Here is a 22,539-nt window from a genome sequence, read left to right on the forward strand (position 1 = left end):
GCCTCAGGTCCGCACTTTGCCGTCGCCGGTGAGCATCGACAGCTCCGCGAAGCTGGACGCCACGTGGTCGTTCGGGCCCAGCGAGACCTGGAAGCCGCCGAAGGATTGTTCGCCGATGGCCTCCATGCCGTTGATGAAGCTGTCGCGCGTGACCCGCGAACCCGCGCGGCGCAGGCCTTCGCTGAACAGCTTCGCCGCGAGAAAGCCCTCCATGCTGGAGAAATTGGGCTGCACCTTGTTGCCGCCCTTGCCGATGGCCTCGATGAACTCGCGCGTGATCGGGCGCGACGCGCTGTACGGCGTGGGCACCACCTGCGAGACCACCACGCCCGCGCCGTCCTTGCCGAGCTCGTCGGCCAGGGCCTGCGTGCCGACGAAGGACACGTTGTAGAAGGTGCCGCCGTAACCGGCCGCGCGCGCGGCACGGATGTAGGCCGCGCACGACTTGTAGGCGCTGATCTGCACCACCGCGTCGGGCTTGGCCGCATTGATGGTGGCCACGGCCTGCGCCACATCCACCGAGTTGCGCTCCACCGTGGCCGTGGCGACGGGCTTGAGGTTGCGCGCCGTCAGCGCGAGCACCGTGCCATCGAGGCCGGCCTTGCCGTAGGCGTCGTTCTGGTGGAACACCGCCACCTTGTTCAGGCCGAGGTTGGTGAGCTGGCGCACGATCAGCGCGGTCTCGTCGTTGTACGAGGCGCGCAGGTGGAAGGCGAGCCGGTTGAACGGCTGGCGCAGGCCCATGGCCCCCGTGAAGGGCGCGATGAACGGGGTCTGCGCCTTGGTCGCCAGCGGCAGCGCGGCCAGGCTGGTGGGCGTGCCGATGTAGCCGAACAGCGCGAACACCTCGCTGGCCAGCAGCTTCTGGGTGTTTTCGGCGCAGCGGTCCGGCTCGTAGCCGTCGTCGAGCTGCACGATCTCGATGCGCTGGCCGCTCACGCCGCCCTGGCCGTTGAGCTGGTCGAAAAACAGCTTGGCCCCGGCGTGGAACTGGATGCCCAGCTGCGCCGCCGCGCCCGTGAACGCGGCCGACTGGCCAAGCACGATGCGGTTGCCCGACTGCGCGCGCAACGCGGGCGCGCCCAACACGGCGGCACCGGCCACGAGGCCATTGAATTGGCGGCGCGAAAGGCCGGGCATGGGCGGGGAGGACTGCATGTGGGGCTCCGTTTATAGGTATCGAACGGGGGCGTCACACCAGGCGCGACCCCACGTTCCATCCTATCGAGTACCCCTCCCGCGTATGCCTTCACCGGGCGCTCGGATTCAACCGCTCATCGATTCCGGCGCCCCAGCCTCGGTTGCGTTGCCGCACCGAAGCTGGGGACACCCTCCCTCAGGGCGGGCAGACGCCGGGCAGCGCGCCCAGGATGGCGGGGCGGAACAAGGACGCGGCGGAGCCGGCATCGTCCGGCCCGATGGTGTTGTCGGTGAACGTGCAGCCGTAGGTGGGGGCGGCCACGGTGGCCGGGGTGCTCACGTCGTCACCGGCTGGCGGCGGCCCGCCCTCGGCCCAGGCCACCATGTCCGAAAACGCCCGCACCTGCTCGGCCACGGTGAAATCGCAATGGCTCGCGCCCCGGATCGCACGCTGCACCAGCAGATTCCCGTTGCCCTTGGCCACCGCGCGTTGCCGGTAGATCTGCTGCATGCTGAAAGGCACGAACAGATCGCCCAGCGTGTGGATGGACACCACCGGCACTTTGAAGTCGCCGTGGATCGCCGGGATCCAGCGCAGGCCGTCGCGGCGAAGCCGGTTCGCGTCGGGCGCGGCCGTCAGCTTCTGCACCGAGGCGTTCAGGGCGGTGGAGTTCGGCACGTCGCCGTCGATCATGTAGGTGTAGGCGTTGGTGTCCAGCACGTTCTTGTTCAGGATGCCGTTGACCGTGCCATCGCTGCCAAAGACGCCGTAGGCCGACTGGAAGCTGCGGCCGAACGCCACCCCCTGATCGAACAGCGGGCGATCGCCGCCGGTGAGGTTCTCCACCACCGACAGGTACCTCACGCCCAGCGGGTTGCTCGGCACGATGTTGGCATTGTTGTAGGTGGTGAACAGGGCGGTGGTGACCAGGCCCTGGATCTCCGACCACTTGTTGGTGGGGTAACTCGGCACGCCCGCGATCGCCTGGGCCGCGACCTGCATGCCCGCGAAGCGGTTGAAGAGCTCGGCATCGCCCATCACGCCGCACATGGGCGCGGCGCCGTTATAGCGCACCTTGTTCTTCGCCGTGGCGTAGGTCTCTTCTTCGATCGCGGCCCCGGTGACGTGCCCGCCCATGGAATGGCCCGTGATGTACAGCTTCGTGGGCGCCGGCAGCGGGCGGCCTCGGGCCGCCGCAATCTGGTTGAAGGCGAGCGCGAGCGCGTTGGTGTCCTCCACGCCCGCGCGCACGTCGTACGAGTTCTTCGAGTAGCTCGACGCGGCCCAGGCGTAACCGTTCTCGATCAGGTAGCGCCGGATCGTGGGCGCCGTGACGTTGAGCGACGGCACTTCACCCACATAACCGTGCGCGTACATCACCAGCTTGCCGTTCCAGGTCGCCGGCACCTCGATCTGGTAGGACGCGCCATTGAGCACGCCGGCCCATCGGTCCGTGCCGACCGCCACGCCGGCCATGACGGCAAAGGTGGTGGCGCCCGGCGCGGCCGGTGTGTAGACCTTGCTGTCCTGAGCGCGGGCCTCTTCCGGAACCACCGGCGGAGGCGGCGCGGGCTCGTTGCCACCGCCTCCTCCACCACACGCCGCGAGCCATGCCGTGCCCGCCAAAACCGCCAAACGAAGTCTGATAGGTGTTTTCAAGCTTGTCTCCTGTCGTTGTTGGGAACCGATGCCTGCCCGCGCATGGCTGAGCAGGGAGTCGGTTATGCGACTGGAGATCGCCCGAACCCATAGTGAATACCCGGTGCCAGTCGCCCAGGCGACGCGGGCCCCACCACCGGTCGGGCACCGCTTGCCAAGGCTCAGGTGCGTGCCACACGCGCCCAGAGGGCGGCGGCGTTCTCGGGCACGTCCGCGCCGCGCCAGGCAATCACCTGATCGGGCCGCACCAGCAGCAGGCCTTCGTCCAGCAGGTCGCCCGCCTCTTCCGCTTTCAGCAGCAGCACGGCCACGTCCAGCCTCGCCGCGCGGCCCGCCTCGGCCAGGCGCGTGGCCTCGGCCCCTGCGTGGGCCGGCGCCAGCACCGTCCACTCGAAGCCCAGCAGGTCGTACAGCGAACGCTCGCCCTCCAGCCAGCGGTGCGGCAGGCGCCCGCCCGGCTGGGTGGACGGGTGGTAGGCGTTGGCCTGGTCGGGCGGCACCCGGGCCGGGTCGCCGAACACGGTGGGCGAGGCATCCACGCGCTCGCCGAATGTGACGCCCGGGATGTTGAACTCGCGCCGCACGTGCGCGCCCAGCACCTCGCTGGCCTGCGCGCGCAGGGCGTCGCCCGTGGCGCCCTCGGCCTCCAGCTCGGGCGTCACCTCGAACAGGCCCACCGAATCGGCGAACTCGCGCGCATAGGCCGTGTTGCGCAGACCGATGGGGCGGCGCTCCTGCTCATAGCTGTCCAGCAGGGAGGCGTGCGCCTGCCCCTTCACCACCGCCGCGAGCTTCCAGCCCAGGTTCACCGCATCGCCCACCGCCGTGTTGTAGCCCAGGCCCCCGGTGGGCGTGAACAGGTGGGCCGCGTCGCCGGCGATGAACACGCGCCCGCGCTGGTAACGCTCGGCGACCAGCGAATGGCCCGCGATCCACACGCCGGTGGACAGCACCTCGAAGTCGATGTCCATGCCGCTGGCCTCGGCGAAGATGCGGCGCGCGTCGGCGTGTGTCCAGTCCTCCGGTGTCTCGTGCGGGTGCACGGCGGCGTGGAAGGCGAACTCGCCGCGCCCGTCCACCGAGGCCATGAACACGCGCCGCTCGTGGTTCACCGAGACGTACATCCAGGCGATGTCGTGCGGAAACCGCTCGTAGAACGCCGGCGCACGCAGGTAGATCGCGAACATCTTGCCGCCCATGAACTGGCGCTGCAGGCCGGTGGCGCCGCCCATCTCGATGCCCAGCGCGCCGCGCACAGCGCTGCGCGCGCCGTCGGCCCCCACCAGGTAACGCGCCCGCACCGTGACCGCCGGGCCGCCTGCGGCAGGCGCCACCTGCGCCACCACCTCGTCGCCGGTGTCGTCGAAGGACTGCAGCCGCCAGCCAAAACCGATGCGCCGGCCGGTGCGCTGCTCGGCATGCTCGCGCAGCACGGCTTCCACGTACTTCTGCGACACGCGGTGCGGCAGCTCGGCCGCGCTCCACGAACCGGCCAGGGACTTGATCTGCTCGGTGGCCTGCGCGGCGGTGGGCAGGCGCAGGCGCGCCAGCTCGTGCCGCGCGAACCGGGTGAAGTAGGCGATGTCGGTCGGGTGGTCGCCGGGCAGGCCCAGCGCGCGGATCTGCCGCGCGATGCCGATGCGGCGGAAGTGCTCCATGGTGCGCGCCTGCGTGGCGTTGGCCTGCGGGTTGAAGGCCGTGGTGGCCTTGGGGTCCACCACCAGGCACGGTACATTGCGCAAGCCCAGTTCGTTGGCCAGCATCAGCCCACAAGGACCCGCACCCGCGATCAGCACGTCCACCCGCAGCTCGCCCCCTTCGGCCTGCGCCTGTTCCAGCGTCGAGAATTCCGCCACACCCGTCTCCATCGTCGATTTAATTAGGCAACCTAAGCAAATCCATTGTACGCATGAAAACCGAAACCCCTCAACCCCGGCGCCGCGCGCCCGATGCCTGGCGCCTGGGCAACGCGGGGCGCGTGCTGGGCAACGCCGTCACGCGCTTCGAGTCGCGCGTGCTCGAACTCATGGCCGCCGCCGGCCATGCGGACACCCGGCTCTCGCACGTGAACCTGACGCGCCACCTCGACCTGGAAGGCACGCGCATCACCGAGCTGGCGCGCCGCGCCCGCATGACCAACGCCGCCATGACCGAACTGATCGACCAGTGCGAAGGCCTGGGCCTGGTGCAGCGCGAGGCGGACCCGACCGACAAGCGCGCTCGCATGGTCAAGTTCACCGAGGCGGGCCGAGAATGGCTCAAGGCCTTCGGCCTGGCGGTGAAGAAGGCCGAGCGCGAGATGCTGAAAGACATCGGCCCCGAAGCGGCGGAGGTGCTGCTGCGGGGCCTGGCGCGTTACGCGGGCACGGTGGAGTCGATCCGCGTGGCGGACGAAGGCGCTTTGCTCAGTCGATCACCACGTTCGCGTCCTTGACGAGCTTGCCGAACTTCTCGGTTTCGGCCTTGATGGTCTGCGCCATCTGCTCCGGGCTGTCGCCGATCGGGTCGGCGCCGATGTCGGCCATGCGCTGGCGGAACTCGGGCGACTTGATGATCTTCACCATCTCGCTGCTCAGGCGCGCCTGGATGTCCTTGGGCGTGCGCAACCGGGGCGAGCACCCCGAACCAGGTGCCGATGTTGAAGCCCTTGAGCCCCGCTTCGTCCAGCGTCGGCACGTCGGGCAGCGCGGGCGAGCGCGTGGCGGTGGTGACGGCCAGCGGGCGCAGCTTGCCGGCCTTGATGTGGGGCAGCACCGGCGTGATGGTGTCGAATGACAGCAGGATCTGACCACCCAGCAGATCGGTCGCCAGCGGGCCGCTGCCCTTGTAGGCGATGTGCGTGAGCCTGGCGCCGGTGTTGTTCTGGAACTGCGTGCCGATCAGGTGCTGGGCCGTGCCGTTGCCGTTGGAGCCGTAGTTCGCCCGGGCCGGCTCGGCCTTGAGCAGGGCCACGAGTTCGTTCACGTTCTTCGCCGGCGTGGCGGCGTTGACCACCAGCACGTTGGGCACCATGGCAATCGTGGTGAGCGGCGCCAGGTCTTTCTGGAAGTCGTAGGGCAATTTCTTGTAGACGCTGGTCGCGATGGTGTGGTGCACCGCGCCCACCAGCAGCGTGTAGCCATCGGGCTTGGCCTTGGCCGACGAAGTCCGCGCCGATGGTGGCGCCCGCGCCCGGCTTGCTCTCGATCACCACCGGCTGCCCCAGGCTCTGCTGCAGCCGCTCGCCCAGCGCGCGGGCCAGCACGTCGGTGGTGCCCCCGGCCGGGAACGGCACGATGAGCGTGATGGGCCGGTTCGGCCAGGCCTGGGCCATGGCGCCGGTGACCGTCATGGCGGCGGCCAGGGCCGCCCCCTGAAGGACGAGGCGGCGCGGGATGGGTCGGGCGTTCTGCATGTCTGTCTCCTGTTGCACGGTGTGCGTGTGAACCGCCGGACGAACCGTCCGGTCGTGGGCGCGGGATTGCGCCGGGAACCATCAAGGAATTCAGGCGGCCTTGCGCTGCAGGCTCGCGGTGAGCAGCTCGCACACGGCCTGCGTGACCTGCGCGGTGGTGGCCTTGCCGCCCAGGTCGCCGGTGTGCAGCGCGGGGTTGGCCGTGACCTGCTCGATGGCCCGCATGAGGCGTTGCGCCGCATCGAACTCGCCCAGGTGTTCGAGCAGCATCACGCAGCTCCAGAAGGTGCCGACCGGGTCCGCCAGGCCCTTGCCCATGATGTCGAAGGCCGAACCGTGGATGGGCTCGAACATCGAGGGGTAGCGGTGCTCGGGGTCGATGTTGCCGGTGGGCGCGATGCCCAGGCTGCCCGCGAGCGCGGCGGCCAGGTCGCTCAGGATGTCGGCGTGCAGGTTGGTGGCGACGATGGTGTCCAGCGTGGCGGGGCGGTTCACCATGCGGGCCGTGGCGGCGTCCACCAGTTCCTTGTCCCAGGTCACGTCCGGGAACTCCTTCGCGATCTGCACCGCGATCTCGTCCCACATCACCATGGCGTGGCGCTGGGCGTTGCTCTTGGTGATCACGGTCAGTTGCTTGCGGGGGCGCGACTGCGCCAGCTTGAACGCGAAACGCATGATGCGCTCCACCCCCGCGCGGGTCATCATGCTCACGTCGGTGGCGGCCTCGATCGGATGGCCCTGGTGCACGCGGCCACCCACGCCGGCGTATTCGCCTTCGGAGTTTTCTCGCACGATCACCCAGTTCAGGTCCTCGGCCTTGCAGCGCTTGAGCGGTGCGTCGATGCCCGGCAGGATGCGCGTGGGGCGCACGTTGGCGTACTGGTCGAAGCCCTGGCAGATCTTCAGGCGCAGGCCCCAGAGGGTGATGTGGTCGGGGATGTGCGGATCGCCCGCCGAGCCGAACAGGATCGCGTCCTTGCCGCGCAGCGCGTCCAGGCCATCGGCCGGCATCATCTCGCCGTGCTGGCGGTAGTAGTCGCCACCCCAGTCGAAGTCCTCGAACTGGAAACGGAAGGCGTGGCTGGTGGCGGCCAGCGCCTCCAGCACCTGCTGGCCGGCGGGCACGACTTCCTTGCCGATGCCGTCTCCGGGAATGGTCGCGATCGCGTAGGTCTTCATAACGGTCTCTCTGATGGGGTGGGTCGATGGGTGGACTGTAGGGATTCGACGGTTTTCCGAAACACCGCTAAAGTGAATCCATCGTTAACCTGGATTCAACAGTGAGACCGCCATGAGTTCCGCCATCCAGCCCGCCGACCTGGGCTTCTTCTCGGTGCTCGCCAGCGCCGGCAGCCTGAGCGCGGCCGCGCGCGAGCTCGGCATCACCACCCCGGCGGTGAGCAAGCACCTGGCGCTGATGGAGTCGCGCGTGGGCGTGGCCCTGCTCAACCGCACCACGCGGCGCATGAGCCTCACGCCCGAGGGAGAGGTGTATCTGCAGCACGCGCGCCGCATCCTCGGCGAGATCGACGACATGGAGGAGCTGCTCGGCGTTTCGCGGTCCACGCCCACCGGCCTGCTGCGCGTCAACGCCACGCTGGGCTTTGGCCGCAGCCACGTGGCGCCGCTCATCTCGCGCTTCGTGCGCAAGCACCCGCAGGTGGAGGTGCAGCTGCAGCTCTCGGTGAACCCGCCGCCGCTCACCGACGACGCCTTCGACGTCTGCATCCGCTTCGGCGCGCCGCCCGATTCGCGCATGATCGCGCGCCAGATCGCGCCCAACCGGCGCCTGCTCTGCGCCTCGCCCGCCTACCTTGCCCGACACGGCGTGCCCAAGGTGCCGCACGACCTCACCCGACACAACTGCATCGGCATCCGCCAGGGCGAGGAAGCGTATGGCGTGTGGCGCCTCTCCAGCGGGCGCGGCAAGACGGTGAGCACCGAGGCGGTGAAGACCCGCGGCAACCTCACCACCAACGACGGCGAGATCGCCGTCAACTGGGCGCTGGACGGCCACGGCATCCTGATGCGCGCCGAATGGGACATCGAGCGCTACCTGCGCAACGGGCGGCTGGTGCAGGTGCTGCCGCAATACTTCACGCCCGACGCCTCCATCCACGCCGTCTACCCGCAGCGCCATCAGCTGGCCGCGCGCGTGCGGGCCTTCGTGGATTTCGTGGCGCTGGCCTTCACACAGCAGGCCGCGGTGAGCAAGTAGGCGAAGAGGCGCGCGGCAAGTTCCTGGGCCGGCCCGATGCGGCGTCTCCCCCATGTGTGCATCGGCTTGCGGGCCGGCGCGCATAGACTGCCTTCACCTCCATCCAACGGGAAGGACCACACCATGGTGGCCAACGCGAACGCCGACGACATTCCCCCTGAACTGGTGCGGGCCATCCAACAGACGCAGGTCGAGCGCGAGCGCGTGCGCCAGGCGCACCCCGAACTTTTCGCCGCGGTGTCGGGTGCCATGTTTCGCCGCGACCCCGTCGAGATCAACTACCACTTCAACACCGACGAGTACGACGCGGAAGCGGGCACGGTCATCCCGAGGCTGCGGGACTGCCAGTCCGCCCAGGAGGTCGCGACCGTGCTGCACGAGGAGTTCGTGCGCTGGTTCGGCGCGGAGACGGCCGGGCCGCGCGAGCGCTATCTCGAGCTGTCGCAGGACATCTGGGCGCTGTGGACGGCGCCCGCGACCTGACCGGCTGCACGGCAGCCAGGGTATCCAGCGGACGGCATTGCCTATATTCTTCGTCAGGGCCCGGCCGCGCCGCCGCCCGCCTTCCCCCTCAACGAAGCAGGAGACCCACATGATCGACAAGGCTCAGGCCGACATGGCCAAAACGCTCTGGGAACAATCCAAGGCGGCCGCCCAGCAGGCCCACGAAGCCTGGTGGATGGTGCTGAAATCCCAGAAGGCGCTGCTGGACTCCATGCGCGGGGTGGGCATGCCGTTCGAGGTGGCGGCGGACCAGTTCGAGAAGCTGATGCAGTTCCATGCCGAGCAGCACAAGGCCGCGCTGGACTACATGGACAAGATGTCCGTCGACTACGGGCGGGCCGTCGCCAAACAGAAGAAGTGACGCGGCCCGCCCTGCGGGCAACGTTCATCTCCGTCCTGACCCTGCTGCTGCTCGGCGGTGGGTGGCCCGCCCAGGCGGTGGAGCATCCCACCGACCTGCGCCAGTTCCTGGAGCGGCGCGAGGAATGCGACCACTGGCGCGGTGAAGCGGGCTATGACAAGGCGCGGCAGGCCGACATCGACCGCGGCGTGTGCCGCACCTGCACGGGCACGGACGCCGAACTCGCGCGGCTCAGGAAGAAGTACCGGGCCAACCCCGGCGTGATGGACGTGCTGGATGAGCTGGAGGACCGGATCGAAGGGCCCGACAAGGCCGCCTCGACGCGCTTCTGCCGCCGCATGCAAAAGCCGAAGCCGCCCTGAAACGTTTCTTGACCCTTTGTCGATTCCGGCCACCCTGCTTCGTCGTAGAGAAAGGTGAGGCGTTTGGGCGCCCACCTTCCCTTGTCCCCTACCCCAGGAGATTCAGCATGAAATACATCGATGGATTCGTGGCCGCCGTGCCCAGCAACAAGCAGAAGGAGTACCTCGAACACGCCCGCCTGGCGGCCGTGGTCTTCAAGGAGTTCGGCGCGCTGAACGTTGTGGAGACCTGGGGCGACGACGTGCCCGACGGCAAGCTGACCTCGTTCCCCATGGCCGTGCAGCGCAAGCCGGACGAAACCGTGGTCTTCTCCTGGATCACCTGGCCCTCGCGCGCCCAGCGCGACGAGGGCATGAAGAAGTTCATGGAAGACCCGCGCGTGAAGGACATGAAGATGCCCTTCGACGGCCAGCGCATGATCTACGGCGGCTTCGAGGTGATCCTCAACGCCTGACCGCCAGCGCTCAGGCACCTGCCGCGCAGTGCCGCGGCAGGAAGTCCACCAGCCACTTCATCTGCGCGGCGTCGTGCGCATCCACGCCATCGAGCACCAGAACGCCCTGCGCGTCGCCGGTGGGCGCCACGCGCACCGCGTGGCTGCCGGTGTTGGCGTCCTTCTCCACCACGGCCACGGAGCGCCGCAGCGCCACCTGCACCGGTTCGCGGTCGCGCAGGAAGCGCCTGGCCTGGGCCTGCAGCACGCAGCCCGGCAGCAGCTCGTAGTGCCAGTGGTGGTCGAGCTGGCGCCGGTGGCCCAGGTGGTGCATGGCACCCAGGGCCTTGTCCAGCTTCATGTCGTGGCTGAGATGGAGCGCGCCGTCTTCGCTGGGGTAACCGTCGGCGCAGGCTGCCAGCAGCGCGGCCTGCGCCAGCAGCAGCGCCCGCCTCACTCCTCGCGGCCGCCGGCGATGCCCAGCAGGGCCAGCAGGCTCTGGAAGATGTTGAACAGGCTCAGGTACACGCCCAGGGTGGCGGTGATGTAGTTGGTCTCCTCGCCGTCGCGCACGCGCTTGAGGTCGTACAGGATGAAGGCCGAGAAGATGCCGATGGCCAGCACGGAGAGCGTGATCATGAGCGCGCCGGACTGGATGAACACGTTGGCGATGCCGGCCACGAGCAGCATGATCATGCCGATGAACAGGAACTTGCCCATGTTGCCCAGGTCGCGCTTGATGACGGTGGACAGCGTTGGCGATGCCGAGGAAGATCACGCCGGTGCCGGTGAAGGCGGTCATGATCAGGCCCGCGCCGTTGGCCAGGCCGAGCACCGAGCCGATCAGGCGCGAGAGCATCAGGCCCATGAAGAAGGTGAAGGCCAGCAGCACGGGCACGCCGGCGGCGGAGTTCTTGGTCTTCTCGATCGCGTACATGAAGGCGAAGGCGCCGCCCAGGAAGACGGCGATGCCGAGGAAGCCGGTGAGCGGCGCGGTGATGCCGGTGGTCACGCCGATCCAGGCGCCCAGCACGGTGGGGATCATGGAGAGCGCGAGCAGCCAGTAGGTGTTGCGCAGCACGCGGTTGCGTTCAACGGCAACGGCATGGCCGGCGGCGGCGGGGGAAGAGAGGTCGAGATGCGGGTTCATGGGGGTCCTTGAGAAAAGCAATGGAAGGGTGAGTGAGAGAAAAAGAAGTGGTGGTCAGGTGCCCTGGCGCGCGGCCAGGGCCTGCCGCTTGGCGCGGGCGCGGATGTTGAGCGCCTCGACCGCGAGCGAGAAGGCCATGGCGGCGTAGATGTAGCCCTTGGGCACTTCGCGGTCGAAGGCTTCGGCGGTGAGCGCCATGCCAACCATGACCAGGAAAGCCAGGGCCAGCACCTTGACGGAGGGGTGGGCGTCCACGAAATTGCCGATCGGCCGGGCCGCCACCAGCATCACGCCGACCGACACGACCACGGCGGCCACCATCACGCTGATCTGGTCGACCATGCCCACGGCGGTGATGACCGAGTCGAGCGAGAACACGATGTCGATGATGGCAATCTGGCCGATGATTCCCCAGAACAGCTTGCTGCCGGCGGCCTTGAGCTCGGCGCTGTCGGTCGCGGCCGGGCCGTGCTGCTCGCGCGCCTCGACCTCGACGAAGATTTCGTGCGAGGCCTTGTAGAGCAGGAACAGGCCGCCCAGCAGCAGCACGATGTCGCGCCCGCTGATGCCCTGGCCGACCACGGTGAACAGGTCGGCCGTGAGGCCCATGACCCAGCTCAGGGTGAACAGCAGCGCCAGCCGCGAGAGCATGGCAAAGCCCAGGCCGAGGCGGCGGGCCTTGTCGCGCAGGTGCGGCGGCAACCGGCCCACGAGGATCGAGATGAAGATGATGTTGTCGATGCCGAGCACGATTTCGAGCGCGGTGAGCATCGCGAACGCGATCCAGACATTGGGGTCGGTGAGTAGTTCCATGGAACGGGGCGCCAGCGGCCTGGCGAAAAAGGGGACACCTGGGCGCCGGAGCGGCCTCAGGGCCGCGCGGCGGAAACGGTCAGGCGAGGGCGAGCTGGCCGCGGGGCGGTCGCTGGAGCCCGTCGAGCACGGGCGGCGTGAGGTCATGCGCCGGGGGCGGCGACGGTGTGCGCAGGTGTTCGCCCGGGCCGGACGTGGCGATGGGCGCGTCCAGGCACTCGGGCAGGTCGGCCTGGGCATCGGCCAGGCCGTGCTCGGGCCAAGGGTCGGCGCTCAGGCCGTCGTCGGGCGTCGGCTGGACGGCAGCGACCGCCTCGATCACCAGGCTCTGCGCGTGGCTGGCCTGAACGGCCTCCACCCCATGGGAAGGCCCGAATGCCCACGCACCCACACTCAGGAAGAGGTGCAGGGCGAAGACGGCGGCAAGCCAAGGGCGCATGGTCGGGCCAGTATACCGGCGCCCCTGTTCGGGCGTGTGATCAGCCGGCCGCCGGGCGGGTGGCCTGGCCGCGCTGCAGCAGCGCCATGGCCACGGCGGCGCAAGCCGAGAGCGCGAGCATCAGCCAGCCCAGGTTCACCGCGCCGTCGTGCGGCACCAGGCCCACCACGAAACCGCCCACCGCACCCATGAGCTGCTGCATCAGGCCGGCCACGGCGGCGGCCGCGCCCGCCAGCGCCGGCAGCAGGCCCACGGTGCCGATGAGGGTGGGCGGCACCAGCAGGCCGTGCCCCATGCCCAGCAGCAGCAGGGGCAGCGAGAGGGCCAGCGGCGTGTCCACCCCGGCCAGCGCGAGCGCGAGCATGAGGCCGATGCCCAGCAGCGAGCTGCCCTGCCCCAGGCGCATCACGGTGCGTTCGCCGATGCGGTGCACGAGATGCGTGGTGAGGTAGTTGCCGACGATGTAGGCCAGCGGGACCAGCATGATGTAGTACCCGATGCCCGCCGGGCCCACGCCGTAGCTGCCGAGCACGATGGGCGCTCCCGCGAGGAAGGCGTAGAAGGTGGCGGTGGTCATGGAGAGCAGGGCCACGTAGAGCAGGAAGCCGGGGGCGCGCGCGAGTTGCGCGTAGGACGAGGCCATGTCGCGCAGCCAGTGCGTCTGCTGCGGTTCGGCTGGGGCGGTGTGGTCGGGCAGGCCGCGCCAGGCGGCGATGAACAGCACGAGGGACAGCCCGGTCAGCAGCACGAAGTTGGCCTGCCAGCCCAGGCGCACATGCAGCTGCCCGCCGATGATGGTGGCCAGCGGCGGGACCAGGCCCATGGCCATGCCGATGTAGGCCATGACGCGGGTGCGCTCGGGGCCGTCGAACAGGTCCTGCACCATGGCGCGGCCGACCACCATGCCGGCGGCACAGCCCGCGCCCTGCAGCACCGCGCGCGGCGGTGAGCATGAGCAGATCGCCCGCGAGCGCGGCCAGCAGCGAGCCGAGACCGCCCAGCGCGATGCCGAGCAGCAGGATCTTCTTGCGCCCGAGGCGGTCGGACAGCGGGCCATACAGCAGTTGCAGGCCGCCATAGGCCACCACGTAACCGCTGAAGGTGAGCTGCACCGCGGCCTGGCTGGAGCCGAAGATCGCACCCCACTCCTGCATCGAGGGGATGCAGATGGTCATGGCCAGCAGGCCGAAGGCGAGCTGGGCGACGAGGTTGGCGATCAGGGGGCCGTGGCGGGGGGCGGTCATGCGTCTGGGTCTTGGCGGGGCAACCGGGCATGGTGCCATAAAGCTTCTCGCCTCTGTGTGGGCAAGGTCGGGTGGTCCAGGCACACAAGGCTTGCGTGCACAGGTGTGTTGCGGTCCCCCACCCTCGGCCCACCGCGAAGCAGCCGAGCGCAAAGAGAAAAAACCCACAACACACCCCCCACGGGGGAACCCTCGAGGCCCTGCAAACTCATGCCACTAAACTCGAAGCCACATGCACGTCTCCCTGATCTTCCTCGTCGCCCTCCCCTTCGTGGGCAGCCTCATCGCTGCGCTGCTGCCCGCGAACGCGCGCAACACCGAGTCCACACTGGCCGGCGCCATCGCGCTCTTCTGCACCGTGCAGGCCGCGATGTACTTCCCTGAAGTCGCCGCCGGCGGCGTCATCCGGCAGGAATTCGTCTGGCTGCCCTCCCTCGGCTTGAACTTCGTGCTGCGCATGGACGGCTTCGCGTGGATGTTCTCCATGCTCGTGCTCGGCATCGGCTCCCTCGTGGTCCTGTACGCGCGCTACTACATGTCGCCCGACGACCCCGTGCCGCGCTTCTTCTCCTTCCTGCTCGCCTTCATGGGCGCCATGAGCGGCGTCGTCCTCTCGGGCAACCTGGTCCAGCTGGTGCTGTTCTGGGAGCTCACCAGCCTCTTCTCCTTCCTGCTCATCGGCTACTGGCACCACCGCCGCGACGCGCGGCGCGGCGCGCGCATGGCCCTCACCGTGACCGGCGCGGGCGGCCTGTGCCTGCTGGCCGGCGTGCTCGTGCTCGGCCACATCGTCGGCAGCTACGACCTCGACGTCGTGCTGCGCGCCGGCGACGTGGTCCGCGCCCACCCGCTCTACACCACCGCGCTCATCCTCATCCTGCTCGGCGCGTTCACCAAAAGCGCGCAGTTCCCGTTCCAGTTCTGGCTGCCGCACGCCATGGCCGCGCCCACCCCGGTCTCGGCCTACCTGCACTCGGCCACCATGGTCAAGGCCGGCGTGTTCCTGCTGGCGCGGCTGTGGCCGGTGCTCGCGGGCACCGACGAGTGGTTCTGGATCGTCACCTGCTCGGGCCTGATCACGCTGCTGATCGGCGGCTTCGCGGCCATCTTCCAGAACGACCTCAAGGGCCTGCTCGCCTACTCGACGATCTCGCACCTGGGCCTGATCACCACGCTGCTGGGCATGAACAGCCCGCTGGCCGCGGTGGCCGCCGTGTTCCACATCATCAACCACGCCACCTTCAAGGCCTCGCTGTTCATGGCGGTGGGCATCGTCGACCACGAGGCCGGCACGCGCGACATGCGCCGCCTCTCGGGCCTGGCCCGCTACATGCCGGTGACCGCCACGCTCACCGTGGTGGCCGGCGCGGCCATGGCCGGCGTGCCGCTGCTCAACGGCTTCATCTCCAAGGAGATGTTCTTCACCGAGGCCGTGTTCGTGAGCGCGGCGCCCTGGTTCCAGCGCCTGCTGCCCACGGCGGCGGTGATCGCCGGCATGTTCAGCGTGGCCTATTCGCTGCGCTTCACGGCGCGCGTGTTCTTCGGCCCCGACACCTGCGCCAACCTGCCGCGCGTGCCGCACGAGCCGCCGCACTGGATGCGCGTGCCGATCGAGGTGCTGGTGCTGGCCTGCCTGGTGGTGGGCATCGTGCCGCAGTGGTCCATCCAGCACATCCTGGGCACGGCCGCCTCGCCGGTCGTGGGCGGCACCCTGCCCGAGTTCGACCTGGCCGTCTGGCACGGCTTCAACCTGCCGCTGTGGATGAGTTTCCTCGCGCTGGCCGGCGGCATCGTGCTGTACCTGCTGCTGCGCAAGCCCCTGCAGAGCGGGCGCATCCAGCGCGCACCGCTGGTGGGGCTGTTCAACGGCAAGCGCCTGTTCCACCACACCATGGCCCGGCTCACCGCCGCCGCCCGCAGCGCCCTGCGCCTGCTGGGCACGCGGCGCCTGCAGCCGCAGCTGTTCCTGCTGGTGCTGGTGACGGTGGTGGGCGCGGTGGCCGCGTTCCGCCTGGCCGTGCCCAACCCGGTGCTCTCTCCCGGCGATCGCACGCTGCTGCCGTTCTCGCCCATGTTCGCGCTGCTCTGGGTGGTGGGCGTGGGCGCGGCCATCGGCGCGGTCTGGCAGGCCAAATACCACCGGCTCACCGCGCTGGCGCTCATGAGCGTGTCCGGCCTCACCACCGTGATCACGTTCGCCTGGTTCTCCGCGCCCGACCTCGCGCTCACGCAGCTTTCGGTCGAGGCGGTGACCACGGTTCTGATCCTGCTCGGCCTGCGCTGGCTGCCCAAGCGGCTGGAGGTGCAGGACGCCCGCGAACCGCTGTGGGATCGCGCCAAGGCCAAGGCCCGGCGCTCGCGCGACCTGCTGCTGGCGCTGGCCGCGGGCGCTGGCATGACCGGCCTGTCCTACGCGGTGATGACGCGCGACTTCCCGCAGAGCATCTCGCCCTTCTTCCTGGAGCGCGCGCTGCCCGAAGGCGGCGGCACCAATGTGGTCAACGTGATGCTGGTGGACTTCCGGGGCTTCGACACGCTGGGCGAGATCACGGTGCTGGGCATCGTGGCGCTCACGGTGTACGCGCTGCTGCGCCGCTTCCGGCCCGCGCCCGAGAGCACCGAACTGCCGCCGCAGCAGCTGGCCCTGCCGGCCGACCTGGACACCGACCTGGTGAACCCCCAACTGGCCGAGGACACCGCGCAGGGTTACCTCATGGTGCCGGCGGTGCTGGTGCGCCTGCTGCTGCCGATCGCGGCGGTGATCGCGGTCTACCTCTTCATGCGCGGCCACAACGAACCGGGCGGCGGCTTCGTGGCCGGGCTGGTGCTTTCCACCGCCTTCATCCTGCAGTACATCGTCTCGGGCACGCAATGGGTGGAGGCCAACATGCAGCTGATGCCGCAGCGCTGGATCGCCGCCGGCCTGCTCACCGCCACCGCCACCGGCCTGGGCTCGTTCTGGTTCGGCTACCCGTTCCTGACCACGCACACGGCCCACCTGCACCTGCCGCTGCTGGGCGACATCCACGTCGCCAGCGCGCTGTTCTACGACATCGGCGTCTTCACCCTCGTGGTGGGCGCCACCCTGCTCATCCTCACCGCGCTGGGCCACCAGTCGGTGCGCGGCCACCGCCAGGCCAAGGTCGAGCAGGAAAAAGAAGAAGGAGCTCACTGATGGAACTCGTCATGGCCATCGCCATCGGCGCCCTCACCACCTGCGGCGTGTGGCTGATGCTGCGCCCGCGCACCTACCAGGTCATCATGGGCCTGTGCCTGCTGGGCTACGGCGTCAACCTGTTCATCTTCGCCATGGGCCGGCTCTCGGTGGACAGCGAACCCGTGCTCACGCCCGGGCTGGAAGCCACGCTGCTGCAGTACGACGACCCGATGCCGCAGGCCCTGGTGCTCACCGCCATCGTGATCGGCTTCGCCATGACCGCGCTGTTCCTGGTCGTGCTGCTCGCGCAGCGCGGCTTCTTCGGCAATGACCATGTGGACGGACAGGGGGACGCGGAGTGACGGGAGGATTGATCCAGTCGATCACCGCGGCGCTCATGCCGCACCTGATGATCGCGCCCATCCTGCTGCCGCTGGTCACGGCCTGCCTGCTGCTGTTCGTGGGCGACCGGCGGCACCGCACCAAGGCCACCATCAGCCTGAGCGCCACCGTGATCAACCTGGCGGTGGCCGTGGCGCTGCTGCTCTGGAGCAAGCAGGGCGAGGGGCCGAGCGCGTTCGGCGTCTATTTGCCCGGCAACTGGGACGTGCCCTTCGGCATCGTGCTGGTGCTCGACCGCCTCTCGGGCCTGATGCTGCTGCTGGCCGCGATGGTGGCGCTGATGGCGCTGCTGTTCGCGCTGGCGCGCTGGCACAAGGCCGGCGCGCACTTCCACCCGCTGTTCCAGATCCAGATCATGGGCCTGAACGGGGCCTTCCTCACCGGCGACCTGTTCAACCTGTTCGTGTTTTTCGAGGTCATGCTGGCCGCGTCCTACGGCCTGCTGCTGCACGGCTCGGGGCCCTCGCGCGTGAAGGCGGGCCTGCAGTACATCTCGATCAACCTGGCCGCGTCCTCGCTGTTCCTGGTGGGCGCCTCGATGATCTACGGCGTGACCGGCACGCTGAACATGGCGGACCTGGCCGCGCGCATTCCGGACGTGGCCTCGGCCGACCGCGCGCTGCTGCACACCGCCTGCGCCATCCTGGCCGTGGCCTTCCTCGCCAAGGCCGCCATGTGGCCGCTCAACTTCTGGCTGGTGCCGGCCTACTCCAGCGCCAGCGCGCCCTCGGCGGCGATGTTCGCGCTGCTCACCAAGGTGGGCATCTACGTGTTGCTGCGCCTGTCCACCCTGCTCTTCTCGCCCGAGGCCGGCCATTCGGCGGGCTTCGGCAGCGAGTGGCTGGCCTGGGGCGGCATGGCCAACGCTGGCCTTCGGCGCCATCGGCATGCTGGCTTCGCAGCGGCCCGCACGGCTGGCGGGCTTCTCGGTCATCGTGTCCTCGGGCACGCTGCTCGCGGTGCTGGGCTTCGCGCGGCCCGAGCTCACCGCCAGCGCGCTGTACTACCTGCCGAGTTCCACCCTGGCGGTGGCGGCCTTCTTCCTGCTGGCCGAGCTCATGGACCGCTCGCGCACCGACCCTGCGAGCCAGCGCGCGCCGGAAGACGAAGAGGACCACCTGCCGTTCGCCCTGGCCGACCTGGAAATCGCCAAGACCGCCAACCTCGACGAGGACGAGGAAGTGCTGATCGGCCGCGCGATCCCCGCGACCACCGCGCTGCTGGGCCTGGCCTTCATCTGCTGCACCGTGCTGGTGGCCGGGCTGCCGCCGCTCTCCGGCTTCATCGGCAAGTTCGCCATGCTCTCGGCGCTGCTGCCGCTGCAGAGCGGCACACCAGCGGTGAGCGCGGCGAGCTGGACGCTGATGGTGCTGGTGATCACCTCCGGCCTGTTCGCGCTGGTGGCGCTCTCGCGCACCGGCATCCGCTTCTTCTGGGCGCCGATGGAGCGCGGCGGGCACATGCTGCGCGTGGCCGAGTACGTGCCCATCGCGGTGCTGATCGGCCTGTGCGTGCTGTTCACGGTGCGCGGCGAGGCGGTGATGCGCTACACCGCCGCCACCGCGAGTTCGCTGTACCACCCACGCGGCTACATCGACGCCGTGTTCTCGGCCCAGCCGTTGCCCACCCCCACCAACGCCGAGCGCCTGGGCGTGCCCGTGCCGGAGAAGCAGCCATGATGCGGCGCCTGTTCCCCGCCCCCCTGCTGTCGCTCGCGCTGGTCGCGCTGTGGCTGGTGCTCAACAACCCCTACAGCCTGGGCCAATGGCTCATGGCCCTGGTGCTGGGCTTCGCGGTGCCGCTGCTCACGCAGTCGCTGCGCCCGACGCCAGTGCGCTTCAGCCACCCCTGGGTGGCCGTCAAACTCTTTCTGCGCGTGGGCGTCGACGTGATCGAATGGAACTGGCGCGTGCTGCGCGGCACGCTGGGCCGCGGCGAGCACATGCCGCAGGGCGGCTTCATCACCGTGCCGCTGGACCTGCGCGACCCCAACGGCCTGGCGGTGCTGGCCGCCATCATGTGCGTGATCCCGGGCACCATCTGGTCCGAGATCGCGCTGGACCGCAGTGCGCTGCTGGTGCACATCTTCGACCTCAAGGACGCGCCGCACGAAATCGCGCTGATCAAGCAGCGCTACGAGCGTCCCCTGATGGAGATCTTCGAATGAGTCCCTTCCTCTTTGGCGCTATCGTCTTCGCGCTGGCCTGTTACGTGCTCGCCATGGCGCTGGGCCTGCTGCGCCTGTACCGCGGCCCCTCGGCGCAGGACCGCGTGCTCGCCATGGACCTGATCTACACCATCGGCATGCTGGTGCTCATGGTGCTGGCGATCCGCTACCGCAGCGCGATGTACTTCGAGGCGGCGCTGCTGATCGCCGTCTTCGGTTTCGTGAGTTCGGCCGCCATGGCCAGTTTTTGCTGCGCGGCGAGGTGATCGAATGATGATGCCGGCCGGTGTCTCGCTCTGGGCCGAAATCCCGGTGGCGCTGCTGCTGATCCTCAGCGGCATCTTCACGCTCACCGCCGCCATCGGCGTGGTGCGCTTCAAGACCTTCTTCCAGCGCATGCACCCGCCCGCGCTGGCCTTCAGCTTCTCGGCCTGGTGCGTCACGCTGGCGAGCATCGTTTACTTCTCGGCGCAGGACGAACGGCTCTCGCTGCACGCCTGGCTGATCATCATCTTCCTCTCGCTCACGGTGCCGGTCACCACCATCCTGCTGGCGCGCACCGAGCTGTTCCGCCGCCGCATCGGCAACCCGGGCACGGGCGAGATCCCGCCCTCGCTCAGCCACGTGGTGCCCCGGCCCACCGACGGCGACGAAGCGCGCGCCGGGGACTGAGCGCGGCGGGCGCGCCCGCCTCAGGCTTTCTTCTTGCGCGGGCGTGGAGCGGGGGCGGCCTCGGGCGGCTCGTACTCGTTCACGAACGGGAGGTTGGCCGTGGTGCGCACCAGCAGGTCCAGCAGCGTCTCCACCTCGCTGGCCGACAGGCCCTTGAGCAGGCGGCGTTCGCGCTCCAGAGCGGCGCGGATGACCTCGTCGTGGACGGCATACCCCTCGGGCGTGAGCGCCAGCGTGTGCCGGCGCGGGCTCTCGGGGTCTTCCTCCACCGTGAGATAGCCCTTGGTTTCGAGCTTGCGCATCTCGCGGCTGACGGCGCCCTTGTCCAGCCCGATGACCTGGCAGACGCGCACCGGCGAGATGCGGGGCTCGACCGCCAGCATCGCCAGCACGCGCCACTCGATGATGCCGATGCCATAGCGCTGGAGGTACAGCCGCGAGGCCCCGCTGGAGAGCCGGTTGCGCCAGCACCGTGAGGTGGGAGGTGACGTAACCCGCGAGGTTGAGCACCTTGCGCCCTTGTCGCACCGCCGTGTTGCTGCGCCGAGTCGCCATCGTGAGTCCACTTTCCGGGTGTTGAACGTGGGCCGTACTGTACCCGGCGCGCGGACCGCGCCCCGCCCCGCTGGCTCAGCGCGTGAGGAAGCGCAGCGGCGCCAGCACCAGCTGGGGGAAGAACACCAGCAGGAACAGCACCCCGAGCTGCGCGAGCAGGTAGGGTGAGACGGCGCGGATCACCGACTCCAGCCGCACGCGGGAGACGCCGCAGACCACGTTGAGCACCGTGCCCACCGGCGGCGTGATGAGTCCGATGGCGTTGTTCATGATGAAGAGCACGCCGAAATACACCGGGTCGATGCCGGCCATGCGCACCACCGGCATGAGCACCGGCACCAGGATCAGGATCGTGGGCGCGAAGTCCAGCGCCGTGCCCACCACGATCACCAGCAGCATGATGACGATCAGCAGCAGCGTGGGCGAGTCGGCCAGCGGCTGCAGCATGTCCGCCACCACCATGGGGATGCTGGCGGCGGCGATCAGCCAGGCCGTGACCTGCGCCGCGGCCACCAGGAACATCACCACGGCCGAGGTCTTGCCAGCCGCGAGCAGCAGCGCATAGAGCTGCGCCACCTTGAGCTCGCGGTACACCACGAAGCCCACGAAGAGCGCATAGAACACCGCGACCACGGCCGCCTCGGTGGGCGTGAAATAACCGCCCTTGAGGCCGCCGACGATGAGCACCGGCAGCAGCAGCGCCCACACGCCCGCGAAGGTGGCCGACCAGCGCTCGCGCATCGACACTTTGGGTTCGCGCGGCATGTCGTCGCGTTTGGCCTGGTACATCCATGTGCCCACCAGCGCCACCGCCATCAGCAGGCCAGGCACGATGCCGGCGATGAACAGGCTGGTGATGGACACGTTGCCGACCACGCCGAACATCACGAAACCGATGGAGGGCGGAATGATGGGCGCGATGATGCCGCCCGAGGCGATCAGGCCCGAGGCGCGCGGCATGTCGTAGCCGGCCTTGCGCATCATCGGGATGAGCAGCGCCGCCACGGCCGCGGTGTCGGCGATGGCCGAGCCCGAGAGCGAGGCCATGATGACGCAGGCGAAGATGCGCCACGTAGCCCAGGCCGCCCTTGAAGTGCCCGACCCAGGCGCCCGCCACCGCGACGATGCGCCGCGAAATGCCCCCGGCGTTCATGAGCTCGCCGGCCAGCACGAAGAAGGGAATCGCCATCAGCGGGAAGCTGTCGGCGCCGGACAGCATGTTCTGCGCCAGGATCTGGGCGTTGAAGATGTCCATCCAGGCCATCATGGCCAGGCTGGAGACCATGAGCGCGAAGGCGATGGGCATGCCCAGCGCCATCGCCGCGAGCAGCGCAAAAACGAAGATGAGGACGATCATGGGAGGGGCGCTCAGGCGGCGTCGGTGAGTTGCGGGTCGGGCAGGTCCTTGCCGCGCAGCAGGGTGACGATGTTGGCGAGGACCATCACACCGATGGAGGCCGCGCACAGGTAGGCGACCGAATAGACGATGGCCAGCGAGAGGCCGGTGACCAGGCCGATGTTGGCCACGTTGATGCCGTGCTGCAGGATCAGCCCCCAGAGCAGCACGGCGCAGCAGGCGAGCACCAGCAGCTGGGAGAGCATCAGCGCCACCCAGCGGGTGCGCCCGGTGAGGCGGCGCACCACCATGTCCATGCCCAGGTGGCCGCCTTCGCGCATCGCCACGATGGCGCCCAGGAAGGTGAGCCAGATGAACATGAAGCGCGAGAGCTCTTCCGAGGTGTTGATGCCCGAGTCGAACACGTGGCGCAGCACCACGTTGCCGAACACCATGACGCACATGGCGGCCAGGCACAACACCATGACCCCCTCGAGCGCCTTGAAGTACCAGTGGATGAGGGTTTTCATG

Annotated in this window: 20 protein-coding genes and 6 pseudogenes; 12 read left to right on the plus strand and 14 right to left on the minus strand. The window is 69.1% G+C overall.

The features are described from left to right. Nucleotides 1-3: 3 nt before the first annotated feature. The 3 genes from ACFJI0_RS21070 to ACFJI0_RS21080 all read right to left on the minus strand — a co-directional run bounded on the left by ACFJI0_RS21070 (nt 4) and on the right by ACFJI0_RS21080 (nt 4,656). Nucleotides 4-1,158: an ABC transporter substrate-binding protein gene (locus ACFJI0_RS21070; RefSeq protein WP_382322198.1), complete on the minus strand. Its 1,155-nt coding sequence runs from the start codon at nt 1,156-1,158 to the stop codon at nt 4-6. Between the two features lie 178 nt (nt 1,159-1,336). Then, the gene (locus ACFJI0_RS21075; RefSeq protein ID WP_382325763.1) at nt 1,337-2,788 is read right to left on the minus strand and encodes an alpha/beta hydrolase; all 1,452 of its coding nucleotides are present in this window, start codon (nt 2,786-2,788) and stop codon (nt 1,337-1,339) included. A 173-nt stretch (nt 2,789-2,961) separates the two neighbouring features. Then, nucleotides 2,962-4,656 carry an FAD-dependent oxidoreductase gene (locus tag ACFJI0_RS21080; RefSeq protein ID WP_382322199.1) on the minus strand — a complete coding sequence of 565 codons (1,695 nt, stop codon included), beginning with the start codon at nt 4,654-4,656 and terminating at the stop codon, nt 2,962-2,964. Between the two features lie 53 nt (nt 4,657-4,709). Here ACFJI0_RS21080 and ACFJI0_RS21085 point away from each other — a divergent pair, with 53 nt between their 5' ends. Next, nucleotides 4,710-5,234, plus strand: a complete 525-nt coding sequence (locus ACFJI0_RS21085) for a MarR family winged helix-turn-helix transcriptional regulator (RefSeq protein WP_382322200.1) — start codon at nt 4,710-4,712, stop codon at nt 5,232-5,234. Here ACFJI0_RS21085 and ACFJI0_RS21090 read toward each other — a convergent pair. After that, nucleotides 5,206-6,194, minus strand: a pseudogene (locus ACFJI0_RS21090) (Bug family tripartite tricarboxylate transporter substrate binding protein). The gene ACFJI0_RS21085 and the pseudogene ACFJI0_RS21090 sit on opposite strands and share 29 nt — an antisense overlap. A 90-nt stretch (nt 6,195-6,284) precedes the next feature. Beyond that, the gene (locus ACFJI0_RS21095; RefSeq protein WP_382322201.1) at nt 6,285-7,373 is read right to left on the minus strand and encodes a tartrate dehydrogenase; all 1,089 of its coding nucleotides are present in this window, start codon (nt 7,371-7,373) and stop codon (nt 6,285-6,287) included. A gap of 112 nt (nt 7,374-7,485) precedes the next feature. Here ACFJI0_RS21095 and ACFJI0_RS21100 point away from each other — a divergent pair, with 112 nt between their 5' ends. From ACFJI0_RS21100 to ACFJI0_RS21120, 5 genes are all read left to right on the plus strand, one after another. Beyond that, nucleotides 7,486-8,412, plus strand: coding sequence for a LysR substrate-binding domain-containing protein (locus tag ACFJI0_RS21100; RefSeq protein WP_382322202.1), 927 nt, complete (start codon nt 7,486-7,488; stop codon nt 8,410-8,412). Between the two features lie 123 nt (nt 8,413-8,535). Then, on the plus strand, nt 8,536-8,895 hold the full coding sequence (locus tag ACFJI0_RS21105; RefSeq protein WP_382153369.1) for a hypothetical protein: 360 nt from the start codon (nt 8,536-8,538) through the stop codon (nt 8,893-8,895). Between the two features lie 109 nt (nt 8,896-9,004). Next, the gene (locus ACFJI0_RS21110; protein ID WP_291116867.1) at nt 9,005-9,277 is read left to right on the plus strand and encodes a hypothetical protein; all 273 of its coding nucleotides are present in this window, start codon (nt 9,005-9,007) and stop codon (nt 9,275-9,277) included. Then, nucleotides 9,274-9,639, plus strand: coding sequence for a hypothetical protein (locus ACFJI0_RS21115; protein ID WP_382322203.1), 366 nt, complete (start codon nt 9,274-9,276; stop codon nt 9,637-9,639). Before ACFJI0_RS21110 ends, ACFJI0_RS21115 begins: the two co-directional genes overlap by 4 nt. Before the next feature lie 107 nt (nt 9,640-9,746). Next, complete coding sequence (locus tag ACFJI0_RS21120; RefSeq protein WP_382153358.1) at nt 9,747-10,094, plus strand: DUF1428 domain-containing protein; 348 nt, start codon at nt 9,747-9,749, stop codon at nt 10,092-10,094. Nucleotides 10,095-10,104: 10 nt separating this feature from the next. Here ACFJI0_RS21120 and ACFJI0_RS21125 read toward each other — a convergent pair whose 3' ends face one another. The 6 genes and pseudogenes from ACFJI0_RS21125 to ACFJI0_RS21150 all read right to left on the minus strand — a co-directional run. Further along, the gene (locus ACFJI0_RS21125; protein WP_382322204.1) at nt 10,105-10,530 is read right to left on the minus strand and encodes a hypothetical protein; all 426 of its coding nucleotides are present in this window, start codon (nt 10,528-10,530) and stop codon (nt 10,105-10,107) included. Then, nucleotides 10,527-11,223, minus strand: a pseudogene (locus tag ACFJI0_RS21130) (Bax inhibitor-1 family protein). The gene ACFJI0_RS21125 and the pseudogene ACFJI0_RS21130 overlap by 4 nt, the downstream one beginning before the upstream one ends. A gap of 54 nt (nt 11,224-11,277) precedes the next feature. Beyond that, nucleotides 11,278-12,036: a TerC family protein gene (locus tag ACFJI0_RS21135; protein ID WP_382153348.1), complete on the minus strand. Its 759-nt coding sequence runs from the start codon at nt 12,034-12,036 to the stop codon at nt 11,278-11,280. A 79-nt stretch (nt 12,037-12,115) separates the two neighbouring features. After that, entirely contained in the window at nt 12,116-12,475 is a 360-nt protein-coding gene (locus tag ACFJI0_RS21140) for a hypothetical protein (protein WP_382322205.1), read from the minus strand. 40 nt (nt 12,476-12,515) lie between these two features. Next, on the minus strand, nt 12,516-13,409 hold the full coding sequence (locus ACFJI0_RS21145) for an MFS transporter (RefSeq protein WP_382322206.1): 894 nt from the start codon (nt 13,407-13,409) through the stop codon (nt 12,516-12,518). Nucleotides 13,410-13,458: 49 nt separating this feature from the next. Continuing rightward, nucleotides 13,459-13,758: pseudogene (locus ACFJI0_RS21150) on the minus strand (MFS transporter); the annotation flags it as partial. Nucleotides 13,759-13,951: 193 nt separating this feature from the next. On the opposite strand from ACFJI0_RS21150, the gene ACFJI0_RS21155 reads away from it, so the two are divergent. From ACFJI0_RS21155 to ACFJI0_RS21180, 6 genes and pseudogenes are all read left to right on the plus strand, one after another. Then, complete coding sequence (locus ACFJI0_RS21155; RefSeq protein ID WP_382322207.1) at nt 13,952-16,894, plus strand: monovalent cation/H+ antiporter subunit A; 2,943 nt, start codon at nt 13,952-13,954, stop codon at nt 16,892-16,894. After that, the gene (locus ACFJI0_RS21160) at nt 16,894-17,238 is read left to right on the plus strand and encodes a Na+/H+ antiporter subunit C (RefSeq protein WP_382322208.1); all 345 of its coding nucleotides are present in this window, start codon (nt 16,894-16,896) and stop codon (nt 17,236-17,238) included. The genes ACFJI0_RS21155 and ACFJI0_RS21160 overlap by 1 nt, the downstream gene beginning before the upstream one ends. A 35-nt stretch (nt 17,239-17,273) precedes the next feature. Beyond that, a pseudogene (locus ACFJI0_RS21165) lies at nt 17,274-18,957 on the plus strand (monovalent cation/H+ antiporter subunit D). Next, a complete protein-coding gene (locus tag ACFJI0_RS21170; protein ID WP_382153336.1) occupies nt 18,954-19,445 on the plus strand; it encodes a Na+/H+ antiporter subunit E in 492 nt (163 codons plus the stop codon). The pseudogene ACFJI0_RS21165 and the gene ACFJI0_RS21170 overlap by 4 nt, the downstream one beginning before the upstream one ends. Beyond that, nucleotides 19,442-19,719 (plus strand): annotated as a pseudogene (locus ACFJI0_RS21175) (K+/H+ antiporter subunit F). The gene ACFJI0_RS21170 and the pseudogene ACFJI0_RS21175 overlap by 4 nt, the downstream one beginning before the upstream one ends. Then, nucleotides 19,716-20,117 carry a Na+/H+ antiporter subunit G gene (locus ACFJI0_RS21180; RefSeq protein ID WP_382322209.1) on the plus strand — a complete coding sequence of 134 codons (402 nt, stop codon included), beginning with the start codon at nt 19,716-19,718 and terminating at the stop codon, nt 20,115-20,117. Before ACFJI0_RS21175 ends, ACFJI0_RS21180 begins: the two are co-directional and overlap by 4 nt. A gap of 20 nt (nt 20,118-20,137) precedes the next feature. Here the strand turns inward: ACFJI0_RS21180 and ACFJI0_RS21185 are convergent, their stop codons facing one another. From ACFJI0_RS21185 to ACFJI0_RS21195, 3 genes and pseudogenes are all read right to left on the minus strand, one after another. Beyond that, on the minus strand, nt 20,138-20,683 hold the full coding sequence (locus ACFJI0_RS21185) for a MarR family winged helix-turn-helix transcriptional regulator (RefSeq protein WP_382322210.1): 546 nt from the start codon (nt 20,681-20,683) through the stop codon (nt 20,138-20,140). 64 nt (nt 20,684-20,747) lie between these two features. Beyond that, nucleotides 20,748-22,029: pseudogene (locus ACFJI0_RS21190) on the minus strand (TRAP transporter large permease subunit). A gap of 11 nt (nt 22,030-22,040) precedes the next feature. Continuing rightward, nucleotides 22,041-22,538, minus strand: coding sequence for a TRAP transporter small permease (locus tag ACFJI0_RS21195; RefSeq protein WP_382322211.1), 498 nt, complete (start codon nt 22,536-22,538; stop codon nt 22,041-22,043). Between the last annotated feature and the right edge of the window lies 1 nt (nt 22,539).

Origin of the sequence: Hydrogenophaga sp. UC242_53 (genome assembly GCF_042696965.1) — a bacterium.
Classification (GTDB): Bacteria; Pseudomonadota; Gammaproteobacteria; order Burkholderiales; family Burkholderiaceae_C; genus Hydrogenophaga.

Coding starts and splice junctions, on each gene's coding strand:
- ACFJI0_RS21070 (WP_382322198.1), bottom strand. CDS start 1,158: ATGCAGTCCTCCCCGCCCATGCCCGGCCTTTCGCGCCGCCAATTCAAT.
- ACFJI0_RS21085 (WP_382322200.1), top strand. CDS start 4,710: ATGAAAACCGAAACCCCTCAACCCCGGCGCCGCGCGCCCGATGCCTGG.
- ACFJI0_RS21095 (WP_382322201.1), bottom strand. CDS start 7,373: ATGAAGACCTACGCGATCGCGACCATTCCCGGAGACGGCATCGGCAAG.
- ACFJI0_RS21100 (WP_382322202.1), top strand. CDS start 7,486: ATGAGTTCCGCCATCCAGCCCGCCGACCTGGGCTTCTTCTCGGTGCTC.
- ACFJI0_RS21105 (WP_382153369.1), top strand. CDS start 8,536: ATGGTGGCCAACGCGAACGCCGACGACATTCCCCCTGAACTGGTGCGG.
- ACFJI0_RS21110 (WP_291116867.1), top strand. CDS start 9,005: ATGATCGACAAGGCTCAGGCCGACATGGCCAAAACGCTCTGGGAACAA.
- ACFJI0_RS21120 (WP_382153358.1), top strand. CDS start 9,747: ATGAAATACATCGATGGATTCGTGGCCGCCGTGCCCAGCAACAAGCAG.
- ACFJI0_RS21135 (WP_382153348.1), bottom strand. CDS start 12,036: ATGGAACTACTCACCGACCCCAATGTCTGGATCGCGTTCGCGATGCTC.
- ACFJI0_RS21140 (WP_382322205.1), bottom strand. CDS start 12,475: ATGCGCCCTTGGCTTGCCGCCGTCTTCGCCCTGCACCTCTTCCTGAGT.
- ACFJI0_RS21155 (WP_382322207.1), top strand. CDS start 13,952: ATGCACGTCTCCCTGATCTTCCTCGTCGCCCTCCCCTTCGTGGGCAGC.
- ACFJI0_RS21160 (WP_382322208.1), top strand. CDS start 16,894: ATGGAACTCGTCATGGCCATCGCCATCGGCGCCCTCACCACCTGCGGC.
- ACFJI0_RS21170 (WP_382153336.1), top strand. CDS start 18,954: ATGATGCGGCGCCTGTTCCCCGCCCCCCTGCTGTCGCTCGCGCTGGTC.
- ACFJI0_RS21180 (WP_382322209.1), top strand. CDS start 19,716: ATGATGATGCCGGCCGGTGTCTCGCTCTGGGCCGAAATCCCGGTGGCG.
- ACFJI0_RS21195 (WP_382322211.1), bottom strand. CDS start 22,538: ATGAAAACCCTCATCCACTGGTACTTCAAGGCGCTCGAGGGGGTCATG.